Below are 21,184 nucleotides of genomic sequence, written 5' to 3' on the forward strand. Positions count from 1 at the left end.
GAGATCTGCATCAACCTTCGGCCGGCTCTTTGAGTTCCGTCCATCCGGCGGCGGTCAGGCGCTGAGCATCGTTCAATTCGGTCATGCGTCCTGGCGGGATCACCACGTTTTCCCAATGTTCGCCGGCCGCGACGATGCAGCTTCTGCCGGCGACGTCGGTGACGATGATCGTCCAGCTTCCGCTGTCGGCGACATAGACTTCCATAATCGCCATCTGACCGATCAGCCCGAAAGCAAACTGTCTTTCCTGGAACTGCTCGTTCAGGTGGGCGACGAGATCGCCATGTTCAACGCAATATTGATATTGGGCGCTTGCGGCGTTCGTACCCACCGCCAATGCCCCAGCAAGAATCAGGGTTTTCAACCCAATCAACAGCGATTTGCGCGCCATAGGGCACTTCCTTTGCTATCACGTCCGACAAAGGGAGAGCCCTCATTTTGCCGGAACGATTCAGGCCGGGTTCCGACGTCATCGCGTCGTTCCTTTCTGTGTTCCGGTCTGTCATCAGCGGGGACGATTCCTAATGTTCCCACTATGTTCCATATATGGTGTCGGCAAGGAAAAAGCGCAAGCAGGCGCCCGCTGGGGCGCCTGTGGATCCGTTTCATGGTCGCCACGAGAACCGCGGCCTGGCGCGGCTATACTAAGGCGGCTGCACCCGTTAGGCGGGCTCAGGTACCTGGCAGCGCCGCTGTCGTCATCGCGCTCTCCCAGCCTTCACCCACCGAAACCACGCAGCTTTGACCGCGTGTGTCGCTGGCGAGGATGGTCCAGGTGCCCTGGTCGGAAACGAAGACTTCAACAATCACATTCGGATTGACGACGCCGAGAGCGGTCGGATTTTCCCGAAACTTCTCGCCGAGCGCCTTGATCATGTCGGCTCGTGGCGCGCATTGGTCGGCCGCTGTTGCCGGGGCGGCGGAAAGCGCGGCAGCCGCCGCGCAAAGTATCGACACCATAAGACGCGTCATCTGACACCTCCTTGCGCCGGCCGGTGCCCGAAGATGTCGCCAGCGCCGTTGGTTGATCTGCCGCGCTTGCTTCGCGGGATTGCAATTTTAAGACTTCTACTGCCCGCCTGGTTCCATCACATTAGCGTTCACGCAGATACGGTGCGAGACCGGCCAACAGAAAGCCCGGTTTCTAGCCGGGCCTTCTTCGTCTTCACTCATAAATCAGGATCCGGAACCGTCCGGCTAATTCATCGTCGGGATGACGAACTCGGCCCCATCTTTCACACCTGACGGCCAGCGCGAGGTCACCGTCTTGGTCTTGGTGTAGAAACGGAATGCGTCCGGTCCGTGTTGGTTGAGGTCGCCGAAGGAAGACGCTTTCCAGCCGCCGAACGTGTAGTAGGCGATCGGCACCGGGATCGGCACATTGATACCGACCATGCCGACCTGGACCCTCGAGGCGAAGTCGCGCGCCGCATCGCCGTCGCGGGTGAAGATGGCGACGCCGTTGCCCATTTCGTGGTCGTTGGCGAGCTTGATCGCGTTCTCGTAAGTCGGCGCGCGCACCACGGAGAGCACCGGCCCAAAGATCTCTTCTTTGTAAATGCGCATGTCGGCGGTCACGTTGTCGAACAGGCAGCCGCCCATATAATAGCCGTTCTCATAGCCCTGCATGGAAAAGCCGCGCCCGTCGACGACCAGCTTGGCGCCTTCCCTGACGCCGGTGTCGACGTAGCCCTTGACCCGCTCCAGCGCCTGCGCCGTGACCAGCGGGCCGAAATCGGCGGACGAATCCGTCGATGGGCCGACCTTCAGGCTTTCGACACGCGGCACCAGCTTTTCCATCAGCCGGTTGGCGGTGTCGTTGCCGACCGGGACAGCCACCGAGATCGCCATGCAGCGCTCGCCGGCTGAGCCGTAGCCGGCGCCGATCAGCGCGTCGACGGTCTGGTCCATGTCGGCGTCGGGCATGATGATCATGTGGTTCTTGGCGCCGCCGAAGCACTGCACGCGCTTGCCGGCCGCGCAGCCGCGCGAATAGATGTACTGGGCGATCGGCGTCGAGCCGACGAAACCGATAGCCTTGATGTCAGGGTCGTCGAGGATGGCGTCGACCACGTCCTTGTCGCCGTTGACGACGTTGAGGATGCCCGCCGGCAGGCCGGCCTCGATGAACAATTCGGCGATGCGCATCGGCACGCCTGGATCGCGCTCCGAAGGCTTCAGGATGAAGGCGTTGCCGCAAGCGATAGCCGGCGCGATCTTCCACAAGGGGATCATCGCCGGAAAATTGAACGGCGTGATGCCGGCAACGACGCCGAGCGGCTGGCGCATTGAATAGACGTCGATGCCGGGGCCGGCGCCGTCGGTGAACTCGCCCTTCATCATATGCGGTGCACCGATGCAGGCCTCGACCACTTCCAGGCCGCGCTGGATGTCGCCCTTGGCGTCGGCGATGGTCTTGCCGTGTTCGCGCGCCAGAATGTCGGCCAGCGCATCATACTCCTTGGCGACCAGTTCGAGGAACTTCATCAACACGCGCACGCGCCGCTGCGGGTTGGTCGCCGCCCAGCCGGGCTGCGCCGCCTTGGCGTTTTCCACCGCCGCACGCAGTTCCGCCTGCGAAGCCAGTGCCACGGTGCCGCGCACCGTGCCGTCCATTGGCTGCATGACGTCCTGCTTGCGGCCGCTGGTCCCAGCGACACGCTTGCCGCCGATGAAATGACCGTATTCGATCATGGTTTCTCTCCCTGTATTTGTGATGCAGCATTGTCCGCCTTTGTGCGGCCGATGGCAACGCGAGCGAACACGCAACCGTTGTGCGGAAAATAGATAGCGGACGACGCCTGTGCATCAATTGCCGCAAATGATAGGGTTCCGGTTCATCGCTGCAGGGATTGAGAGATTGCGTTCCTTCACACCCCCCTCTGGCCTGCCGGCCATCTCCCCCGCAAGGGGGGAGATTGGCAGCTTCAGCCTTACCGCCCTTTCTGCAACGTTGGAGATTGGCGAAAGCCAATGCGACATCCGATCTCCCCCCTTGCGGGGGAGATGTCCGGCAGGACAGAGGGGGGTGGGCGGGAACGCGGCGCTCGCTATTGAAGCGGACCCTCCTCATGAACTGGGATGACGTCCGCATCTTTCTGGCGGTGGCGCGTGCCGGCCAGATCCTTGGCGCGGCCAAGCGGCTGGAGCTCAACCACGCCACCGTCTCGCGCCGCGTCGCCGCACTCGAGGATGCGTTGCGCACAAAACTCTTTCGCCGGCTGACCACCGGCAGCGAGTTGACGCCGGCGGGCGAGCGTTTCCTTGACATCGCCGAGCGCATGGAAGGCGACATGATCGCCGCGCGCTCGACCTTGGCGGGCGAAGGCGACGATGTCTCCGGCACCGTGCGCATCGGCGCGCCTGATGGTTTCGGCGTCGCCTTCCTGGCCAAACGACTCGGCGCACTGACGGCGCTTCACCGCGAACTCACCATCCAGTTGGTGCCGGTGCCGCGTTCCTTCTCGTTGTCCAGGCGCGAGGCCGACATCGCCATCACAGTGGAGCGGCCGACCGAAGGCAGGCTGGTGGCGGGAAAGCTGGTCGATTACACGCTCGGCCTGTTCGCGTCCCGCGCCTATACCGAAGCGCATGGCCTGCCCCAGACGCTGGCCGAGCTCGGCCGGCACACGCTGATCGGCTATGTGCCGGATCTCATCGTCAGCCCCTCGCTCGACTATGCGGCCGAGTTCAGTGCCGACTGGCGCACGAGCTTCGCCATCTCCTCGGCACTCGGCCAGGCCGAAGCGGTGCGCTCCGGCGCCGGCATCGGTATCCTGCACACCTTCCTCGCCCGTTCGATGCCGGAACTGGTGGCTGTCGACATTGTCGCGCCCATCCGCCGCGCCTACTGGCTGGTCTATCACGAATCGGTCAGGCCGCTGCGCCGCGTCCAGATCGTCGCGAGCTTCATCACCAAGGCGGTGGAACGGGAGCGAAGCCTGTTCGTCTGACGATATTCATCTGACGCGGCGAAGTGTGTTGAACCTTGATCCCAAATTGCGCGGCAAGTTTCTCACCCCGCTCAAATGGATGAAGGACCCTTCCGATCCTACCGCTGGTATCGCTCCGGTCCAAGATCGCGGACATTGATGTCCGGCACCCAGCTGGAAATGATGTCGGCCAGGACCTTGGCCGAGCCGCAGGCCATGGTCCAGCCGAGCGTACCGTGGCCGGTGTTGAGATAGAGGTTGGAAAACTCGGTGCGGCCGATTAGCGGCGGCCCGTCCGGCGTCATCGGCCGCAACCCGCACCAAAAGGTCGCCGACCGCATGTCGCCGCTGCCTGGAAATAGGTCGCCGAGCGAATGTTCGAGCGTGCGCCGCCGCGATTCATGCAGCGTCAGGTCGAAGCCGGAAATCTCCGCCGTGCCACCGACCCGGATGCGGCCGCCGAGCCTGGTGATCGCCACCTTGTAGGTCTCGTCCATCACCGTCGACACCGGTGCTGCGGCAGCATCCTTGATCGGCACGGTGATCGAATAGCCCTTGACCGGATAGACCGGGATGGGTCGTTTCAGGCTGCGCATGAACTTGGCCGAATAGCTGCCCATCGCCATCACATAGGCGTCGGCAGCCTTCCAACCTTTGCTCGTATTGATGTTGGCGATACGGTTGCGCTTGCGGACAATCCGCCTGATCGACGTGTCGTATTCGAAGGTGACGCCGCGCGCCACGCAGAGCTCGGCCAGACGGTCGGTGAACATCTTGCAGTCACCGGTTTCGTCACCCGGCAGTCGCAGGCCGCCGACGAATTTTTCACGCACCCCTGCCAGCCCTGGCTCAGCCGCGATGCAGCGGTCGGGATCGAGGATCTCGTAGGGAACGCCGTATGTCTTCAGCACCTCGACATCGCCGGCAGTGCCGTCGAGCTGCTGTTGCGTGCGAAAAAGCTGCAGCGTTCCCTTGGCGCGCTCGTCATAGGCGATGCCGGTCGCCTCGCGCAGCGCTTTCAGCGTGTCGCGGCTGTATTCGGCCAAAGGTACCATGCGGGCCTTGTTCACCGCATAGCGCTCGGCCGTGCAGTTGCGCAGCATCCTGACCAGCCATACCCACATATGCGGATCGAGAGTCGGCCGCACCACCAGCGGACCATGCTTCATCAACAGCCATTTGATCGCCTTCAACGGGACGCCGGGACCGGCCCAGGGCGAGGCGTAGCCGGGCGAGATCTCGCCGGCATTGGCAAAGCTGGTTTCCAGCGCCGGGCCCTTCTGGCGGTCGATCACCGTCACTTCATGGCCGGCCTCGGCGAGATAATAAGCGGTGGTGACCCCGATAACGCCGCCGCCCAGCACGAAGATCTTCATCGCATAGTTCTCCAGAACGACGTCTTGTCAGGGGTTTTGGTGCGGGGCATCGTGGCTTTCTGTCTGCCGGATTTTACGGCGTCCGCCAAGTGCCCAAGCATGTCGCCCAAAAGTACGCAGCGGTTTTGGGACAACGACATGCCTAAAAAAGCCCGCGCGCTATCCATTCACATAGCGCCGGTGAAAGCGGTGTCCGAGGCTGGTCAGGATTTCATAGCCAATGGTGCCGGCATGGCCGGCCACCTGGTCCACCGTCTGCGACGGTCCGATCAGTTCGACGAGGTCGCCCGGCTTCAGCCTGTCGGGCGGCAGGGCCGAAATGTCGAGAACGATCGAATCCATCGATACACGGCCAAGGAATGGCAAGCGCACATTTTCGAACCAGGCGGCTGAGGCCGCGCGTCGATGCCAGCCATCGGCATAGCCTAGCGAGATCGTTGCGGCGGCCAGCGAATCGGTCACCTGAAAAATATGGCCATAGCCAACGCCAGCTCCCCTATCGAGGCTGCGCGTCTGGATGACCTTTGCCTGAAGCCGCACCACCGGCAGCATCGGATTTTCCACCGCTGGCGTCGGATTGATGCCGTAGAGCGCCGCACCGGGCCGGGCGAGGTCGTAATGAAAGGGCTGCCCAAGGAAGATGCCGGAGGAGTTGGCTAGCGAGGCCGGCGCCTTTGGCAGCATCCTGCGCAGCCGCTCGAATTCCAGCCGCTGCTGCTCGTTGGCCGGATGCTCGGGCTCGTCGGCGCGAGCGAGATGGCTCATCACGAAGGTGACGTCGATACTGTCGAAAGCCTGCGGATCGGCAGCGACGGCCTCCACCTCGGCTGCCGCCATGCCGAGCCGCGACATGCCGCTGTCGACCTGGATTGCAGCCTTGAGCTTGCGGCCGGCCCGCTGCGCCGCCGCGCGCCAGGCGGCGAGTTGGTCGGCGCTGTTGATGACCGCGCCCAACTCCGCGTCGACGGCTTCGCTTTCAGCGCCCCGCTGAATGCCGTTCAGCACATAGATCGCTGGCCGTGCGCCGAGCGCCTGGCGCAGCAAGACCCCTTCGGTTAGATGCGCGACGAAAAAAATAGCGCAGCCTTCGGCCGCCAGCGCCGCCGCCACTTGGGCCCCGCCGAGCCCGTAGCCGTCGGCCTTGACGACACCCGCGCAGCCGACGCCACCCAAGCGCGCCTTGAGCCGCCGGTAATTTGCGCGGATGGCGCCGAGATCGACGGTCAATATGGCGCCGGCCGCCGCTTCGCTGATCGGCGCGGCTTTGACGGCGACCCTTTCAGAAAGAGATTTTTTGGAGGCCTCGTTCATGCCAACCCCTTCTGCAGCGGATTGGCCATCAATAAAGCCACCGTGCTGACGCGGCAACCGTGGTCGGCGCGAGCGCGGCTTGCGCCAAGCTACGCAATCAGATGCCGGAACGCCGCAACCACGTCCTCATAGACCTGACGTTTGAACGGCACGATCAGGTCGGGCAATTCCTGCATCGGCCGCCAAGCCCAGTTATCGAACTCGGCGGTGTGGCCGCCCGGCGGCGGATTGATCTCAATCTCGCTCACGTCGCCGTGAAAGCGGAAGGCGAACCATTTTTGCGTCTGGCCCCGATATTTCCCCTTGAAGGCGATGCCGACCAGATGGGCCGGCAGGTCGTAATATATCCAGTTCGGCGCCTCGTCCAGCAACGAGACGCTGCGCATGCCGGTTTCCTCGTAGAGTTCCCTCTGCGCCGCCTGCAGCGGCTCTTCGCTCTTGTCGATGCCGCCCTGCGGCATCTGCCAGAGTTGCGTCGTGCCGGCGAATTCGCTGTCCGGCTCGGCAATGCGATGCCCGACCCAGACCAGCCCATCACCGTTGAGGATCATCAGTCCGACACAGCGACGATAAGGCAGCGTGTCGGGATCGACCGGTTTTTTCTTCGCCATGCTCAACCTTTTTCCGGATCCACCGCCACCGCCGAAATCGGCACGATCTCGATGCCGCGTTTCTTGGCCTCGCTCACCCAAAACGACACGGTGTCGACCGTCAGGTCGAAGGCCGAGCCGATGCCGACAGCAAAGCCTTTTGCCCGCGCGGTGGCTTCCAGTTCGTCCAGCTTCTTCAATATGGCGCCGCGGTCCCGCACGGCGTCGATCGACGTGTCACCGGCGGCGAACGGCACGCCGTTTTTCAACGCCAGGTTGGGTGCCAGGCTGCGCGCCGACGAACCGTCGTCGACATAGGCCAGGCCGCGCCTGCCGAGCTCGTCCATCAGCGGCCCCATCGCCGCCGCATCGGCCGAAAAACGCGCGCCCATATAGTTCATGACGCCGGTGTAGTTGGTCGTCCGCGACAGCGCCCAGCGCAAATTCTTCAAATTCTCATCCGCCGTCGCCGTGACCGTCAGCGTGTTGCGGCCGGGATTGACGTTCGGATAATCGAACGGTTCGAGCGGCACCTGCATGACGATCTCATGGCCTCTCTGCCGCGCCGCCTGCATCCATCGGCCGATGCTGTTGCCCTGCGGCGCAAAGCCCAGCGTCACTTCGGCCGGCAGCTTGGCGATGGCCGACTGCGTGCCGGTCTGCGACACGGCTAGCCCGCCGATGACAATCGCCACACGCGCACCGCGCGCACCGGACCACGGCCGCGCATAGACATCGAACGGCCGCCTGCCGTCAGCGGCACGAACCGGCAATGGGCCGGTTTCGCCGGCCTCGACCAGCGCCTTGTCGGGAATATGCGCGATCCTCAGGTTCTGGCCGATCGTCGAAGGGTCGCGAATGACAATGGCCGCCTTGGGCGGACCACCGTCAACTTCGGTCGGCATATGGATGATCTGCGGCCCGCCCATCTTGGATGCTGCTTCCGCCTTCGATGCCGGCTCATTGGCCGGCGCTGCGGGTTCGACCACCGCTGTCGTCTTCGGTGTCGAAACGGCGACTTCTTCCGGCTTTCGAAACGGCCTTTCGCGCAGCGCAATCGCGCCGGAGACGCTGATTACGGCCAGCACCAGAAGCGTGGCCGCGACCACACCGGCGCTGATCCTGCGGGCCGCGCGCGGCGGCCGGACGGCCTGCCCTAGCGGGCGTTCGATGTCATTGCCAATGTCAGCCAAGCCGCATCCCCAGCCGCGGTTCCCCCGAATCAAACTGCCGGGGCCTTGCAGCCCCGGCAGCATTACATCGCTTCGATCAGGCAGCCAGACCTGTTGTCCGGCTGATCGACCTTTACTGGTTCAGCACGGCCCCTACTGGTTCAGCACAGCCTTGTCCGGATTCGGCGGGAACGCCGGATCGGTCTTTTCGCCGCGCAGCAACTGCTCGGCAAAGATGAGCTGCAGGTCGTCCTTCGGCTCCGGCGGCACATAGGCTGCCGAGCCCGAACCGGTATCGCCCTCGTCGCTGCCCTTGATGTGGCCCTTGAGGTCCGACTCGCCGCGCGTCAGATCCCTGCCCTGCAGGTCCGGCGGCAACGGCTGGTCGACCTTGATGTCCGGCGTGATGCCCTTGCCCTGGATCGACTTGCCGGACGGCGTGTAATAGAGCGCCGTCGTCAGGCGCAGCGCGCCGTTCTCGCCGAGCGGGACGATGGTCTGCACCGACCCCTTGCCGAAGGACTGCGTGCCGACCACCGTGGCGCGGCGCAGGTCCTGCAGCGCGCCGGCGACGATTTCGGACGCACTGGCCGAGCCGCCATTGACGAGCACGACCAGCGGCTTGCCGTCGATGTCATCGCCCGCCCGCGCGTCGAAGCGGGTGACGTCCTTCGGATCGCGGCCGCGCGTCGAGACGATCTCGCCACGGGTGAGGAAAGCGTCGGACACGCTCACCGCCTGGTCGAGCAACCCGCCCGGATTGAGGCGCAGATCGAGCACGTAGCCCTTGAGCTTTTCGTTCGGCACCTGCTTCCTGATGGTGTCGATGGCGTTCTCGAGGTCGTCATGGGTCTTTTCGGTGAAGGAGGTGATCTTCATGTAGCCGATGTCGTTCTCGACCCGGAACTTGACCGCCTTGACCTTGATGATGTCGCGCACCACCGTCAGTTCGATCGGCTTGTCGGCGCCCTCGCGCAGGATAGTGAGCTTGATCGGCGTGTTGACCAGCCCGCGCATCTTCTCGACCGCGTCGTTGAGGCTCAGGCCGCGAACCTCCTCGCCGTCGATCTTGGCAATATAGTCGCCGGCGAGCACGCCCGCCTTGGCGGCCGGCGTATCGTCGATCGGCGTGATCACCTTGACCAGGTCGTTCTCCATGGTGACCTCAATGCCGAGGCCGCCGAACTCGCCCTTGGTCTGCACGCGCATGTCCTGCGCCTCTTCGGCGTTCATATACGAGGAGTGCGGGTCGAGCGAGGTAAGCATGCCGTTGATGGCGTTTTCGATCAGCGACTTGTCGTCGGGCGGCGTCACATATTGCGCGCGCACCCGCTCGAAGATGTCACCGAAGATCGCCAGCTGCTTATAGGTCTCGGAGCCCGCAGCGTTCGCCGTCGAGCCGGGGGCGCCATAAACCAGGCTCATCGCAGATGCGCCCATCAGCGCACCGGCAAACAGAAGCGAAAGTTTCCGCATCATCTCACGTCCTTCCAGAGAAACGGTCCGCCCACCATGGGGTCGGATCGACGGGTTTTCCATCCTTGCGGAACTCAACATAGAGTTCCGGCGTGGCATTTCCATTCTTCGATGCCGAGGTGCTCGCCACCCGGGCCTCTCCCATCGCGCCAACCGGCTCTCCTGCGAGCACCGACTGGCCAGACGCGACGCTGATTCTGCTCATCCCCGCGAGAACGACATGATAGCCGTCACCTGCGTTCAGGATCAAGAGTTGACCATAAGAGCGAAAAGGTCCCGCATAAAGCACATTTCCGTCCGCTGGCGCGGTGACGATGGCTCCCGATTGTGTCGCAACCATGTCACCGAGCATCACTGCGCCGTTACCGTCGCTGGCCCCGAACCGCCGCTTGATCTTGCCGGTGACGGGCAGCGCGATCTGCCCCTGAAGCGCCGAAAACGGTGCAGCGGCGGTGAGCCGGTTGGCCTCCGGCACCGGCAGGGCCGCCAGTTCCGTCTGTTCCGGGGCCTTCTGTGCCGGAGCCGTCTGCGCCGGAGCCTTGTCGGCGCCCGCTGCCTTCTGCTCTGCGGCCTTCTGCTCGGCTGCCTTCGCCGCGGCCGCCGCCTTGCGGGCCTTGTCTGCTTCGAGCGAGGCGATCAGTTCCTTCAGGCTGCCGGCCTTGGCCGCCAGTGCTTCGGACCGCTGCTTTTCCGCCGCCAGCGCCGTTTGCGTCTCGGCTTCGAGTTTCTGCTTCGCTTCGAGCAGCATGCCGAGCCGCTTCTTTTCCGCCGTCTGCTCGCCGACTGCCGCCGTCAGTCGCGCCCGCTCCGCCTCGATCGAGGCGGTCACCCGCGACTGCTCCTTGAGGTCCGCCAGCAATATCTCGGTCTGCTGGCGCAGTTCCGGCACCACGGCGCCGAGCAGGATAGCGCTGCGCACCGACGACAGCGCGTCCTCCGGCTTGACCAGGATGGCCGGCGGCGGATTGAGCCCCATGCGCTGCAGCGCAGCCAGCACCTCGGCCAGAATGTCGCGTCTGGCGGCCAGCGAGGCGCGGATTTTCTGCTCCTCGCCCTTCAGCCCTTCCAGCTTGGCACCGATGTCCTCGATGTCCTGGCCGAGCTTCTGTTCAGTCATCGCCGACTGGATCAGCGCCGCGGTGATCGAGGCATGGTCCTTCTTGACCGTCGCCATGTCGGCGGCGAGCCTGGCGAGCCGCTCGGACGACAGCGTGATCTCCTTCGACACCCGTTCGTATTCGGCGCGGCTCTGGTCCGGGTCAGGCGCTATTTCGAGCCTGTTCTGCGCCCACGCAGCGCCGAGCGACAGCATAAGCGCCGCCGCTGCCAAGCCGCAGCGCGCGCGCCAAAAGCCCGTTCGCGATTTCCAATCTTCAGACATTGAAGCCAGACCCTATGCATGGCTTCGTTAAGGAACCATCAACCATGTTCGAAGCCTCGCCAATCTAGCATAAACTCCCGGGCCCGGGACCAAAATCCCCGCGGCTGGGCCCTCGGTTCACCGGTTTTGGTCGGGTTCATGAACGATGGTAGGGGTGACCCGAAAGAATAGTGGCGGCCCGGTAAAGCTGCTCGCCCAACATGACACGGACCAGTTGGTGCGGCCATGTCAGCGCGCCGAACGACACCATCAGATCGGCCTGATCGCGCAGCGACTGATCGTGACCGTCGGGACCGCCAATGGCAATGACAAGTGCCCTGCGCCCGCTATCACGCAACAGGCCGATGCGCCCGGCGAAATCCTCGGATGAAAAACTCTTGCCGCGTTCGTCGAGCAGCATCAGCGCGGCACCAGGCTGCAACTGCGTCTGCAGTTTCTGGCCTTCTTCGCGGCGACGCTCGTTGGCGGTCTCGGCGCGGCCCTCAGGAATCTCGACAACCCCTGAGAATTCGAGCCCCACGGCCGGTCCGCTCTTGGCGAAGCGCTCGAAATACCGGTCGGCGAGCTGCTTCTCGGGGCCGGCTTTCATCCGGCCCACGGCATGAACGGTAATTTTCATCCCTGCCTCGAAGAGCCGCTAATGCATGTCACCAAAAGTGGTCACCGGTTTTGGGAAACGACATGCATCAATCAAATGCGGCTCAGTGGAGGGTCTCTTCCTCGAGGTCCGGCGCTTGCCACATCTTTTCGAGATTGTAGAAGTCGCGGACTTCGGGACGGAAGACATGGACGATGATGTCGCCCGAATCGATCAGGACCCAGTCGGCGCCGGCCAGTCCCTCGACGCGCGCTGTGCCGAGCCCGGCATCCTTGAGCGCCTTGAGGAGATGATCGGCGACAGCCGAGACATGACGGTGCGATCGGCCGGACGCGATGACCATATAGTCACCGAGGCTCGATTTTCCCTGAATGTCGATTGAGACGATGTTTTCGGCCTTGGAGTCTTCCAGACTGGCAAGGACTGTCTTGATGGCGCGGGACACGGCGTCGTTTACGCTGATCCCGGCCGGCGAAGGCACGATGTCGGCCTTCTTCCAAAGTGCTGTTCTCAGTGTATTTCCTTTCGCAGCAAGAACAACCAAATCACCCTTCAAAGCAGGTGACACCCCTTAGATAGGCAGAGTTGCGTTGCAGTTTCAAGACGGCAGCCCTGCTGTAGCCAACGAAGAACCGTTCTTCCGGTTCCGCAGTTGAAGAAAAATCGGAACTCTTGTCGCCTGGCCTGGGTTATCGGCGCATTGACCAACCGGATCCCCCTCATGCCTATCGACCCTCAGAACGCTCTCCTCACCGTGCAGTCCGGCCTTGCGCAGCTCAGCGCGCTAATCGTCTCGTACTCCTTCTCGGCCATCGGCGCCGTCATCCTGCTGGTCCTCGGCTATACCATCGCCGGCCTTGCCCAGCGCTCGATCTATGCCGGCCTCGGTCATATCCATGGCTTCGACACGACGCTGCGCCACTTCTTCTCGAGGATCGTCCGCTACGCCATACTGATCCTCGTCGTCGTCATGGTGCTCGGCCAGTTCGGCGTCCAGACGACCTCGATCATTGCCGCCATTGGCGCCATCGGCCTAGCCATCGGCCTGGCGCTGCAGGGCACGCTGCAGAACATTGCCGCCGGCATCATGCTGCTGGCGCTGCGGCCATTCCGCATCGGCGAATATGTCGAAGTCGGCGTCATTTCCGGGACCATCGAGGAAATCGGCCTGTTCGCTACCCAGTTGCGGACAGTCGAAGGCGTCTACGTCCTCGCGCCCAATTCGACGCTGTGGAACCTGCCAGTCCGCAACTATACGCGCAACGGCGTCCGTCGTGCCGACATCACGCTGACCATCGGTTCCTGGAACGACATCGATCTCGCGCAGAAGACCATGCTTGGCGTCGCCACCAACGACCGACGCGTCAGGCGGGAGCCGGCGCCGATTGCCTTTGTGGCGACCGTCGGCGACAGCAACGTCGCCATCACCTTGCGCTACTGGACCTCGGCTGCGGATTTCTTCGCCACCCAGATCGATCTCACCAAACGCGCCAAGCAGGCATTCGACAGCGAAGGCATTTCTATACCCGCGCCACCACCGGAAGCGCCACGGCAGGAAGCCTCGGCCACAAGGCAGTGATATTATCAATTCCCGACCCAGCTCTACTTGTCCGCGCGGCGCTGCTCTTCGGACGAGAAAGCGAGATCGACCGGCAGCGGTGCCTGCGCCGTCATCGGCGCGAAATTACCGGTCTCGGCAGCGGGAACAGGCGACATCGCCACCACACGCCACAGCACGAACAGGCAAAAGGCAGCGGCAATGACAATGGCCACATAGATGAAAGCCTGCGTTCCATAGACAGCGGAAAGCCCGGTCACGATGCCGGGCACGATGAAGCCGGACAGCGACCACGCAAACAGCAGCGAACTGGACAGCGCCACCATGTCGTCCTTGCCGGCGCGGTCGGCGGCATGCGCGCTGGCCAGCGAATAGATCGATTCCGATGCGCCGTCCCAGACCACGTAGATGAGGACCAGCGCCGCCAGCGCATCACCGTCGAAGCCCAGCGCGAACAGGCCCGCCACCAAGGCAAGCGCCGAAGCGGCGGCCAGCACAAAGCGCCGGTCGGTGCGGTCGGAAATCCATCCGAGCGGGATCTGCAGGATCAATGTGCCGACCGGCATCGCCGACAGCAGCAGCGCCACATCTGCCTGGCTGTAGCCCTCGGCCGTGGCATGGATCGGCGCGAAGCCCGAAATCGTCATCGACAGGCCACCGACGGCAAGCATGCCGGCGACGCCCACCGGCGAAATCCGCCAGGCCCGGCCAAGCGCGACCGACGCCGCCTGCGGCGGCGGTGGCTGGGCGAGCCGCGTCAGCCCGACGGGAAGGATCGACAGCGCGGTGAAGGCGATACCGATCAACGGCGCGTCCGCAGCCCTTATGTCGATCAGCGCCAGTGTGGAGTAGCCGACACCGAGCCCGGCGACATAGGCGACGTAAAAGAAGGCCATGACCCTGCCGCGTATGGCGTTGGCGACGACGTCATTGAGCCAGCTTTGCGCGACGATGAACAGGCCGCATATGGCAAAGCCATAGAGCGCGCGCGCCGCGATCCACGTCAGCGGGTGCGGCCCGGCCCCGACGGCGGCGTTGGACAGCACGATCAACGCCGACAGCACCATGAACGCGCGCGCATGGCCGACGCGCCGCACCAGCGGACCAGTCAGGATGCAGCCTGCCAGGCCGCCGGCCGAAAGGCCGGTGACGATCAGCCCGGCCCAGGTCGGATCGAAGCCCCCGGCGCCGAGCCGGACCGGGATATAGGCGAACATCAGTCCGTTGCCGACCGCAACCAGCGCCATCGATAGGAGGACGCTGGCAATGGCGATCGCCGGGGCTGGCGGACTGCCCTGCGCCGGATCGCGTCTGGTCTGGTTTCGCTCGAGAATCGCCATGCCGGCGCAGGATCGCCCACGGATCGGGGAAAAGCAGCCGCAAATGCGACATCAGCGGTCTTCCCTTCTCCCACAACAAGGGGAGAAGGAGACTCCTATCCGTTCGCCGAATTGCGGATCGCGGTCGACGACAGCGACGAGCGCGGACCGTGGATGAAGGTCCAGGCCGGCGCCTTCATGCGGGCGAGCCGCGGCGCGTCGCCTTCGTCGACACGCGCGTAATCGAAGGTCTTGGCGACGACGGACGACAGGAACGACAGCGTCGCGCCAGGGCGGTCGATCACCGCGATCGGAAACGTCATCACGATCTGGCGCCAGCGCTGCCAGCGGTGGAAATCGCGAAGCGAATCGGCGCCCATGATCCAGACGAAGTCAACGCCCGGGTTGCGCGCCTTGACCAGGGCCAGCGTGTCGGCGGTGAAGCGGACATAATGGGTCGCCTCGAAGGCGGTGACCTTGACCTTCGGGTTCCGGGCGATCTGCTCGGACAGGCGCAGCCGCTCGGCCAGCGGCGCCAGTTCCCGCGCGCTCTTGAGCGGATTGCCCGGCGTCACCATCCACCACAACTGATCGAGCGCCAGACGTCTGAGCGCGACCTCGGCAACCAGTGCGTGGCCGGCATGGGCAGGATTGAACGAGCCGCCGAACAGCCCGACGGCCAAGCCCTTTCCGGCATGCGGCATATGAAGGTAGCGAGAGGGGACGGGTTGTTCGGAAGGGGAGAGCATCGTGCTAAGCACCCCCCTCTGTCCTGCCCTCTTTGCCAAAACTTGGCATCTCCCCCGCAAGGGGGGAGATTGGCGGCTTCATCGCAGCCGCAAATCTTGCAGCGTCGGCGATTGGCGAAAACAGAAACGACATCCGATCTCCCCCCTTGCGGGGGAGATGTCCGGCAGGACAGAGGGGGGTGGCTGGGCGCACGCCTCTCAGGCTCTAACCGCGAATAGCTTCAAGGCCTCACCTGTCCGGTCCCACGCACGCGGTACTTGAACGAGGTCAGTTGCTCGACACCGACCGGGCCGCGCGCATGCATTTTGCCGGTGGCGATGCCGATCTCGGCGCCCATGCCGAATTCGCCGCCATCGGCGAATTGGGTCGAGGCATTGTGCAGAAGGATCGCCGAATCGATCTCATTGAAGAACCGTTCGACCGCGCTGGCATCCTCGGCGACGATCGCCTCGGTGTGGTGCGATGAAAAATTCTCGATATGCTCGATCGCGCCGGCAACGCCGTCGACCAGTTTTGCCGCGATGATGGCATCGAGATATTCGCTCACCCAGTCGGCGTCGGTCGCCGGCTGGGCGTCGGCGAACACTTTCAGCACCTCGGCGTCGGCGTGGATTGCGCACCCTGCCGCGCGTAACGCCTCAAGGATCGGCACCAAATGGGTGGCGGCAACAGCGCGATCGACCAGCAGCGTCTCGGCCGCGCCGCAGACGCCGGTTCGCCGCATCTTGGCGTTGACGGCGATCCTGATCGCCATGTCGAGATCAGCCGAGCGGTCGATGTAGAGATGGCAGATGCCTTCGAGATGAGCGAAGACCGGCACCCGCGCCTCGTTCTGGACGCGTTCGACAAGGTTCTTGCCGCCGCGAGGAATGATCACGTCGATATTGCCGGAAAGTCCTTTCAGCATCTCGCCGACGGCGGCGCGGTCGGCGGTCGGCACCAACTGGATGGCATCCTCCGGCAGCTCGGCCGCCTTCAGCCCTTCGACCAGGCAGGCATGGATCGCCGCCGAGGAGTTGAGCGAATCCGAGCCGCCGCGCAGGATCACCGGATTGCCGGCCTTGAGGCAAAGCGCGCCGGCATCGGCCGTCACGTTCGGCCGGCTCTCATAGATGACGCCGACGACGCCGAGCGGTGTGCGCACGCGCTCGATATGCAGGCCGTTCGGCCGGTCCCATTCGGCAATGACATCGCCGACCGGGTCGCTGAGTTCGGCGATTTCGCGGATGCCGGCGGCCATGGCGCGGATGCGCGCCGGGTCGAGCTTCAGCCGGTCCATGAAAGAGGCTGGAAGCCCAGACTGCTCGCCTTTGCTGATGTCGATGGCGTTGGCGTCGAGAATATCCTGCTCGTGCCGAAGGATCGCCTGCGCCATACCGATCAAAGCGGCGTGCTTGCGCTCGGCCGAGGCGACGGCCAGCGGTCGGGCGGCGGCCCGCGCGCGGCCGCCAATATCGGCCATCAGCGCGGCAGTGTCGTCCCGGGATTTTTCATGCAGCTTCAGCATGGCTCATCCTCCGCTGGTTACTTGGTCACCGGCCCATACTTGGTTTGCGGGATGGCTCACCACAAGGTCGTCGCGGTGGATCATCGCCGAGCGCGCTTCGTAGCCGAGCACGGTTTCGATCTCGGCTGTCTTCAAGCCTGCGATCCTTACGGCATCGGCGGCATCGTAGGCAACCAGTCCGCGCGCGATCTCGCGGCCTTCGGGCGACAGGATCGCCACCGTATCGCCGCGCGAGAAATTGCCGCTGACCAGTTTGACGCCAGCCGGCAGCAGCGACTTGCCCGACAGCAGCGCGCCGATGGCGCCGGCATCGACTGTCAGCCGGCCAGCCGGTTCGAGCTGCCCGGCGATCCACGTCTTGTAGCCCTTGACCGGATTGGCGCTCGGCCGGAAGAACGTCGCCCGCTCACCGCGCTCGATCGCCAGCAGCGGCGACAGTCTCGTGCCTGATGTGATGATCATGGCGGTGCCGGCGGCGGTGGCGATTTTTCCGGCGTCGAGCTTGGTTCGCATGCCGCCGCGTGAAAATTCCGAAGCGGCGGCACCCGCCATCGCCTCGATCTCGGAGGTGATGCGGTCAACGATAGGAATGAACCGGGCTTGCGGGTCGCGCGCCGGCGGCGCCGTGTAGAGCCCGTCAATGTCTGAGAGCAGCACCAAGAGATCGGCGCCCATCATGGTGGCGACGCGCGCCGCCAGCCGGTCATTGTCGCCATAGCGGATTTCGGAGGTCGCCACCGTATCGTTCTCGTTGATGACCGGCACCGCCTTCATCTTGAGCAGCGTCGAGATCGTCGCCCGCGCATTGAGATAACGGCGGCGCTCTTCGGTGTCGCCGAGCGTCAGGAGGATCTGGCCCGATTTCAGGCCGCCCTTGCCGAGCGCATCCGACCAGGCGCCGGCCAGCGCAATCTGCCCGACGGCGGCCGCCGCCTGGCTCTCCTCGAGCTTCAGCGCCCGCTTGCCGAGGCTTAAAATGGTGCGACCAAGCGCGATGGCGCCGGACGACACGACGAGGATCTCGGCGCCACCTTCGGCCAGCACGGCGATGTCGTCGGCAAGCGAGGCCAGCCAGTCGCGCTTCAGGCCGGTCGTGCGGTCGACAAGCAGCGCCGAGCCGATCTTGACGGTGATGCGCCGGTATTTTCTCAGCGACTGCGCGACCATCGCTATCTCCAGCGCGTCTCGACCGGAGTGGCGACAGCTTCGCGTGCCTCGCCCACGACCGTCATCAGCGCGCGCTGAACGGCTTCGACGCCTTCGCCGGTGACCGCGGACAAAAGCATCGGCGCGCGGCCGGCGGCGCGTTTCAGCGAAGCGACCTTCTTCTTGCGTGCGTCGGCATCGAGCGTGTCGACCTGGGAAAGTGCTACGATCTCGACCTTCTCGATCAGACCATGGCCATAGGCGTCGAGTTCGGTGCGCACGGTCTTGTAGGCCTTCCCCGGATTTTCTTCCTGCGCGGAGACGAGGTGCAGAAGGACGCGCGTGCGTTCGACATGTCCGAGGAAACGGTCGCCGATACCGACGCCTTCATGCGCACCTTCGATCAGGCCGGGAACGTCGGCTATGACGAACTCGCGCCCGTCGATACGGGCCACACCGAGGCCCGGATGCAGCGTGGTGAAGGGATAATCGGCGATCTTCGGCTTAGCCGCGGTGACGGCGGCCAGAAAAGTCGACTTGCCGGCATTGGGCAGGCCAACCACGCCGGCATCGGCGATCAGCTTGAGCCTGAGCCAGATGTTGAGCTCTTCGCCCGGCTGGCCGGGGTTGGCGCGGCGCGGCGCCTGGTTGGTCGAGGTCTTGAAATGCTGGTTGCCGAAGCCGCCATTGCCGCCCTTGGCCAAAAGGAAGCGCTGGCCGACCACAGTCAGGTCGCAGATCAGCGTCTCGTTGTCCTCAGCAAAGACCTGCGTTCCCGCCGGCACTTTCAGCGTGACGTCGGCGCCTTTGGCGCCGGTCATGTTGCGGCCCATGCCGTGCGTACCGGTCTTGGCCTTGAAATGCTGCTGATAGCGATAATCGATCAGCGTGTTCAGCCCATCGACCGCCTCCACCCAGACATCGCCGCCACGGCCGCCGTCGCCGCCATCGGGGCCGCCGAACTCGATGAACTTTTCGCGCCGGAACGACACCGAACCGGCGCCGCCGTCGCCGGAGCGGATGTAGACCTTGGCTTGATCGAGAAATTTCATCGGATTGCTGAGTTTCTGCTAGTGGCCTTGCGGCATTGCTCTAAACCTTCGGCACTGCTCTAAACCAAGGCGGGGCGAAGGGCGAGGCTGTTTATGAACATGGCCGGAGTCGCAATGAAGCTCGTAACCTACAACATCCATTACGGCGTCGGTCTTGACGGCCGCTACGATGTCGGCCGCATCGCCGATGCCGTGCGCGGCGCCGACGTGATCGCGCTGCAGGAGGTCTCGCGCAACAACCCCAACAATGGTGGCCGCGAGATGGTGGCCGAGCTCGGCGAGGCGCTGCCCGAATACTTCGCCGTCTACGGCAGCAATTTCGAGGCCAATATCGGCTCGCGTCTGGAAAACGGCCGCGCCATCACCACCACCTTCCAGCTCGGCAACATGGTGCTGTCGAAAACGCCCGTTCACCTGTCGCGCAATCTCCTCTTGCCGCGCAGCCGCAGTTTCGAAGTGATGAATTTCCAGCGCGGCGCGCTGGAGGCGCTGATCGAGACGCCGCTCGGTTTCATCCGCTTCTATTCCACGCATCTCGATCATCGCAGCCCGGTCGAACGCGCCAGCCAGATCCGGTTTCTGCGCCAGCGCCTGTTGAATTATGCGATCGAGGGCGGCGCGCTGTCGGGCGTCGCCGAAGTCGGCCTGCCCGACCTGCCTTGTCCCGAAGGCTTCGTCGTCATGGGCGACTTCAACATGCTGGCCGGATCGCCGGAATATGTCGAACTCGCCGGCCGCCTGGATCACGAATTCGGCATGCCCGTGACCGCCGATCTTGCCGTCGATGTCACCCTGCGCCTTGCCGCCACAGGCGCCGATCTCGTCACCTGGGTCGACCCCAAGCGGCCTGACGACGCCAGCCGCCACAAGCACATCGACTATGTCTTCACCAGCGCCTCGCTCGCCAAATCGCTGAAGCGCCTGTGGGTCGACCGGCAAGCGGTTGGCTCGGACCACTTGCCGGTCTGGGTCGAGATGGCCTGACCAGCGTCCATCAGAAATGCACCCAGTTCCGCAGGCTGGTCCAGGTCTTGCGATCGAGACGGTAGCGCTCGACCGGCACCTGGCCGGCGACGATCGAGTTCAGCATGCCCTGGCCGGCATACTGGAAGCCGCATTTGTGGATGACCCGGCGCGAGGCCGGATTGATGACCCGTGTCGAGGCATGCAGCACCTGGATCGCCGTCTTCTGGAAGGCGAGATCGACCAGCGCATGTGCGGCCTCCGTCGCGTAGCCGCGCTTCCAGTAGGGCTCGCCGATCCAGTAGCCGAGCTCCAGCCCGCGATCGGTGGTGTTGAGCCCGGCGCAACCCACGAACGTCTCGGTACCGGCCAGCGTCAATGCATAGGCAATCCCGGCCCGGCGCGATGCCGTCATGGCGAGGAAGGCGCGTGCTTCGGCCTCGCCATAGGGGTGCGGCATACGGGCCAGCATCTCGGCGACGTGGCGGTTGTCGGCGAGCACCACCAGTTGCTCGATATCGCTTTCGCGCGGCGCCCGCAGGACCAGCCGCTCGGTCACCAGGACCGGGCAATCTATCGCGTAACTTTCACCGTCTGTATCTTCCGCTTCGGCAACCATGTCAGTCCTCCAGGCACAAGAAAAAGGGGAGATGGAAACCCATCTCCCCTGATCCATTTCCTGGCTTGGCCAGACACCGGTTCCCGAGATGGGTGCCGGTGTTCTCGTACGGAACCGGCTACTCCGCGGCCTTCGTCATCGGGTTCACCGATACGTAGGTTCGGCCATTGGCTTTTTTGTTGAAGGTGACTGCGCCAGCTTCGAGCGCAAATAGCGTGTGATCCGTGCCAATGCCGACATTGGTGCCGGGATGCCACGTCGTGCCACGCTGACGAATGATGATGTTGCCCGGAATCACGGCTTCGCCGCCGAACTTCTTCACGCCGAGCCGCTTGGAATGGGAGTCGCGACCATTGCGCGACGAACCGCCAGCTTTCTTGTGTGCCATCTAACTAACTCCGATGCGCCGCAAGGGCGCTTGAAAGGTCTTATGA

At 64.0% G+C, this 21,184-nt stretch carries 21 protein-coding genes; 3 read left to right on the forward strand and 18 right to left on the reverse strand.

Annotated elements, in window-relative coordinates:
* Positions 1–10: 10 nt before the first annotated feature.
* The 3 genes from AC0L3L_RS18810 to AC0L3L_RS18820 all read right to left on the reverse strand — a co-directional run bounded on the left by AC0L3L_RS18810 (position 11) and on the right by AC0L3L_RS18820 (position 2,694).
* Positions 11–391 (reverse strand): hypothetical protein, encoded by a 381-nt coding sequence (locus tag AC0L3L_RS18810; RefSeq protein WP_473638681.1) that lies wholly within the window; start codon positions 389–391, stop codon positions 11–13.
* A gap of 281 nt (positions 392–672) precedes the next feature.
* The gene (locus AC0L3L_RS18815) at positions 673–972 is read right to left on the reverse strand and encodes a hypothetical protein (protein WP_473486296.1); all 300 of its coding nucleotides are present in this window, start codon (positions 970–972) and stop codon (positions 673–675) included.
* Between the two features lie 225 nt (positions 973–1,197).
* Entirely contained in the window at positions 1,198–2,694 is a 1,497-nt protein-coding gene (locus AC0L3L_RS18820; protein ID WP_473550696.1) for a CoA-acylating methylmalonate-semialdehyde dehydrogenase, read from the reverse strand.
* Positions 2,695–3,071: 377 nt separating this feature from the next.
* On the opposite strand from AC0L3L_RS18820, the gene AC0L3L_RS18825 reads away from it, so the two are divergent.
* A complete protein-coding gene (locus tag AC0L3L_RS18825) occupies positions 3,072–3,953 on the forward strand; it encodes a LysR family transcriptional regulator (protein WP_473638682.1) in 882 nt (293 codons plus the stop codon).
* Positions 3,954–4,051: 98 nt separating this feature from the next.
* Here AC0L3L_RS18825 and AC0L3L_RS18830 read toward each other — a convergent pair whose 3' ends face one another.
* The 8 genes from AC0L3L_RS18830 to rsfS all read right to left on the reverse strand — a co-directional run bounded on the left by AC0L3L_RS18830 (position 4,052) and on the right by rsfS (position 12,317).
* Positions 4,052–5,308, reverse strand: a complete 1,257-nt coding sequence (locus tag AC0L3L_RS18830; RefSeq protein WP_473638683.1) for a D-amino acid dehydrogenase — start codon at positions 5,306–5,308, stop codon at positions 4,052–4,054.
* 159 nt (positions 5,309–5,467) lie between these two features.
* Positions 5,468–6,619 (reverse strand): alanine racemase, encoded by a 1,152-nt coding sequence (gene alr, locus AC0L3L_RS18835; RefSeq protein ID WP_473638684.1) that lies wholly within the window; start codon positions 6,617–6,619, stop codon positions 5,468–5,470.
* Positions 6,620–6,708: 89 nt separating this feature from the next.
* Entirely contained in the window at positions 6,709–7,230 is a 522-nt protein-coding gene (locus AC0L3L_RS18840; protein WP_473638685.1) for an RNA pyrophosphohydrolase, read from the reverse strand.
* A gap of 2 nt (positions 7,231–7,232) precedes the next feature.
* Complete coding sequence (locus tag AC0L3L_RS18845; RefSeq protein ID WP_473638686.1) at positions 7,233–8,402, reverse strand: divergent polysaccharide deacetylase family protein; 1,170 nt, start codon at positions 8,400–8,402, stop codon at positions 7,233–7,235.
* Between the two features lie 132 nt (positions 8,403–8,534).
* On the reverse strand, positions 8,535–9,860 hold the full coding sequence (locus tag AC0L3L_RS18850; protein ID WP_473638687.1) for a S41 family peptidase: 1,326 nt from the start codon (positions 9,858–9,860) through the stop codon (positions 8,535–8,537).
* 1 nt (position 9,861) lies between these two features.
* Entirely contained in the window at positions 9,862–11,238 is a 1,377-nt protein-coding gene (locus AC0L3L_RS18855; protein ID WP_473638688.1) for a murein hydrolase activator EnvC family protein, read from the reverse strand.
* A 136-nt stretch (positions 11,239–11,374) separates the two neighbouring features.
* Positions 11,375–11,857, reverse strand: a complete 483-nt coding sequence (rlmH, locus tag AC0L3L_RS18860) for a 23S rRNA (pseudouridine(1915)-N(3))-methyltransferase RlmH (protein ID WP_473638689.1) — start codon at positions 11,855–11,857, stop codon at positions 11,375–11,377.
* Between the two features lie 82 nt (positions 11,858–11,939).
* Entirely contained in the window at positions 11,940–12,317 is a 378-nt protein-coding gene (rsfS, locus tag AC0L3L_RS18865; protein ID WP_023800052.1) for a ribosome silencing factor, read from the reverse strand.
* A 240-nt stretch (positions 12,318–12,557) separates the two neighbouring features.
* On the opposite strand from rsfS, the gene AC0L3L_RS18870 reads away from it, so the two are divergent.
* Positions 12,558–13,415 carry a mechanosensitive ion channel family protein gene (locus tag AC0L3L_RS18870; RefSeq protein WP_473638690.1) on the forward strand — a complete coding sequence of 286 codons (858 nt, stop codon included), beginning with the start codon at positions 12,558–12,560 and terminating at the stop codon, positions 13,413–13,415.
* 23 nt (positions 13,416–13,438) lie between these two features.
* Here the strand turns inward: AC0L3L_RS18870 and AC0L3L_RS18875 are convergent, their stop codons facing one another.
* The 5 genes from AC0L3L_RS18875 to obgE all read right to left on the reverse strand — a co-directional run bounded on the left by AC0L3L_RS18875 (position 13,439) and on the right by obgE (position 19,168).
* Positions 13,439–14,734 (reverse strand): MFS transporter, encoded by a 1,296-nt coding sequence (locus AC0L3L_RS18875; RefSeq protein WP_473638691.1) that lies wholly within the window; start codon positions 14,732–14,734, stop codon positions 13,439–13,441.
* 95 nt (positions 14,735–14,829) lie between these two features.
* Positions 14,830–15,417 (reverse strand): nicotinate-nucleotide adenylyltransferase, encoded by a 588-nt coding sequence (locus AC0L3L_RS18880; RefSeq protein WP_473486382.1) that lies wholly within the window; start codon positions 15,415–15,417, stop codon positions 14,830–14,832.
* Positions 15,418–15,683: 266 nt separating this feature from the next.
* Complete coding sequence (locus AC0L3L_RS18885; RefSeq protein ID WP_473638692.1) at positions 15,684–16,970, reverse strand: glutamate-5-semialdehyde dehydrogenase; 1,287 nt, start codon at positions 16,968–16,970, stop codon at positions 15,684–15,686.
* 3 nt (positions 16,971–16,973) lie between these two features.
* Complete coding sequence (gene proB, locus AC0L3L_RS18890; RefSeq protein WP_473638693.1) at positions 16,974–18,137, reverse strand: glutamate 5-kinase; 1,164 nt, start codon at positions 18,135–18,137, stop codon at positions 16,974–16,976.
* A 2-nt stretch (positions 18,138–18,139) separates the two neighbouring features.
* On the reverse strand, positions 18,140–19,168 hold the full coding sequence (gene obgE / locus AC0L3L_RS18895) for a GTPase ObgE (protein ID WP_473638694.1): 1,029 nt from the start codon (positions 19,166–19,168) through the stop codon (positions 18,140–18,142).
* A 114-nt stretch (positions 19,169–19,282) separates the two neighbouring features.
* Between obgE and AC0L3L_RS18900 the strand changes: the two genes are divergently transcribed.
* Positions 19,283–20,152 carry an endonuclease/exonuclease/phosphatase family protein gene (locus tag AC0L3L_RS18900; protein WP_473638695.1) on the forward strand — a complete coding sequence of 290 codons (870 nt, stop codon included), beginning with the start codon at positions 19,283–19,285 and terminating at the stop codon, positions 20,150–20,152.
* 10 nt (positions 20,153–20,162) lie between these two features.
* Here AC0L3L_RS18900 and AC0L3L_RS18905 read toward each other — a convergent pair whose 3' ends face one another.
* Both AC0L3L_RS18905 and rpmA read right to left on the reverse strand, forming a co-directional pair.
* Complete coding sequence (locus AC0L3L_RS18905; protein WP_123151138.1) at positions 20,163–20,750, reverse strand: GNAT family N-acetyltransferase; 588 nt, start codon at positions 20,748–20,750, stop codon at positions 20,163–20,165.
* Between the two features lie 118 nt (positions 20,751–20,868).
* Positions 20,869–21,138, reverse strand: a complete 270-nt coding sequence (gene rpmA / locus AC0L3L_RS18910; RefSeq protein ID WP_023678077.1) for a 50S ribosomal protein L27 — start codon at positions 21,136–21,138, stop codon at positions 20,869–20,871.
* Between the last annotated feature and the right edge of the window lie 46 nt (positions 21,139–21,184).

The sequence above is a fragment of the Mesorhizobium sp. WSM4849 genome, assembly GCF_055811385.1.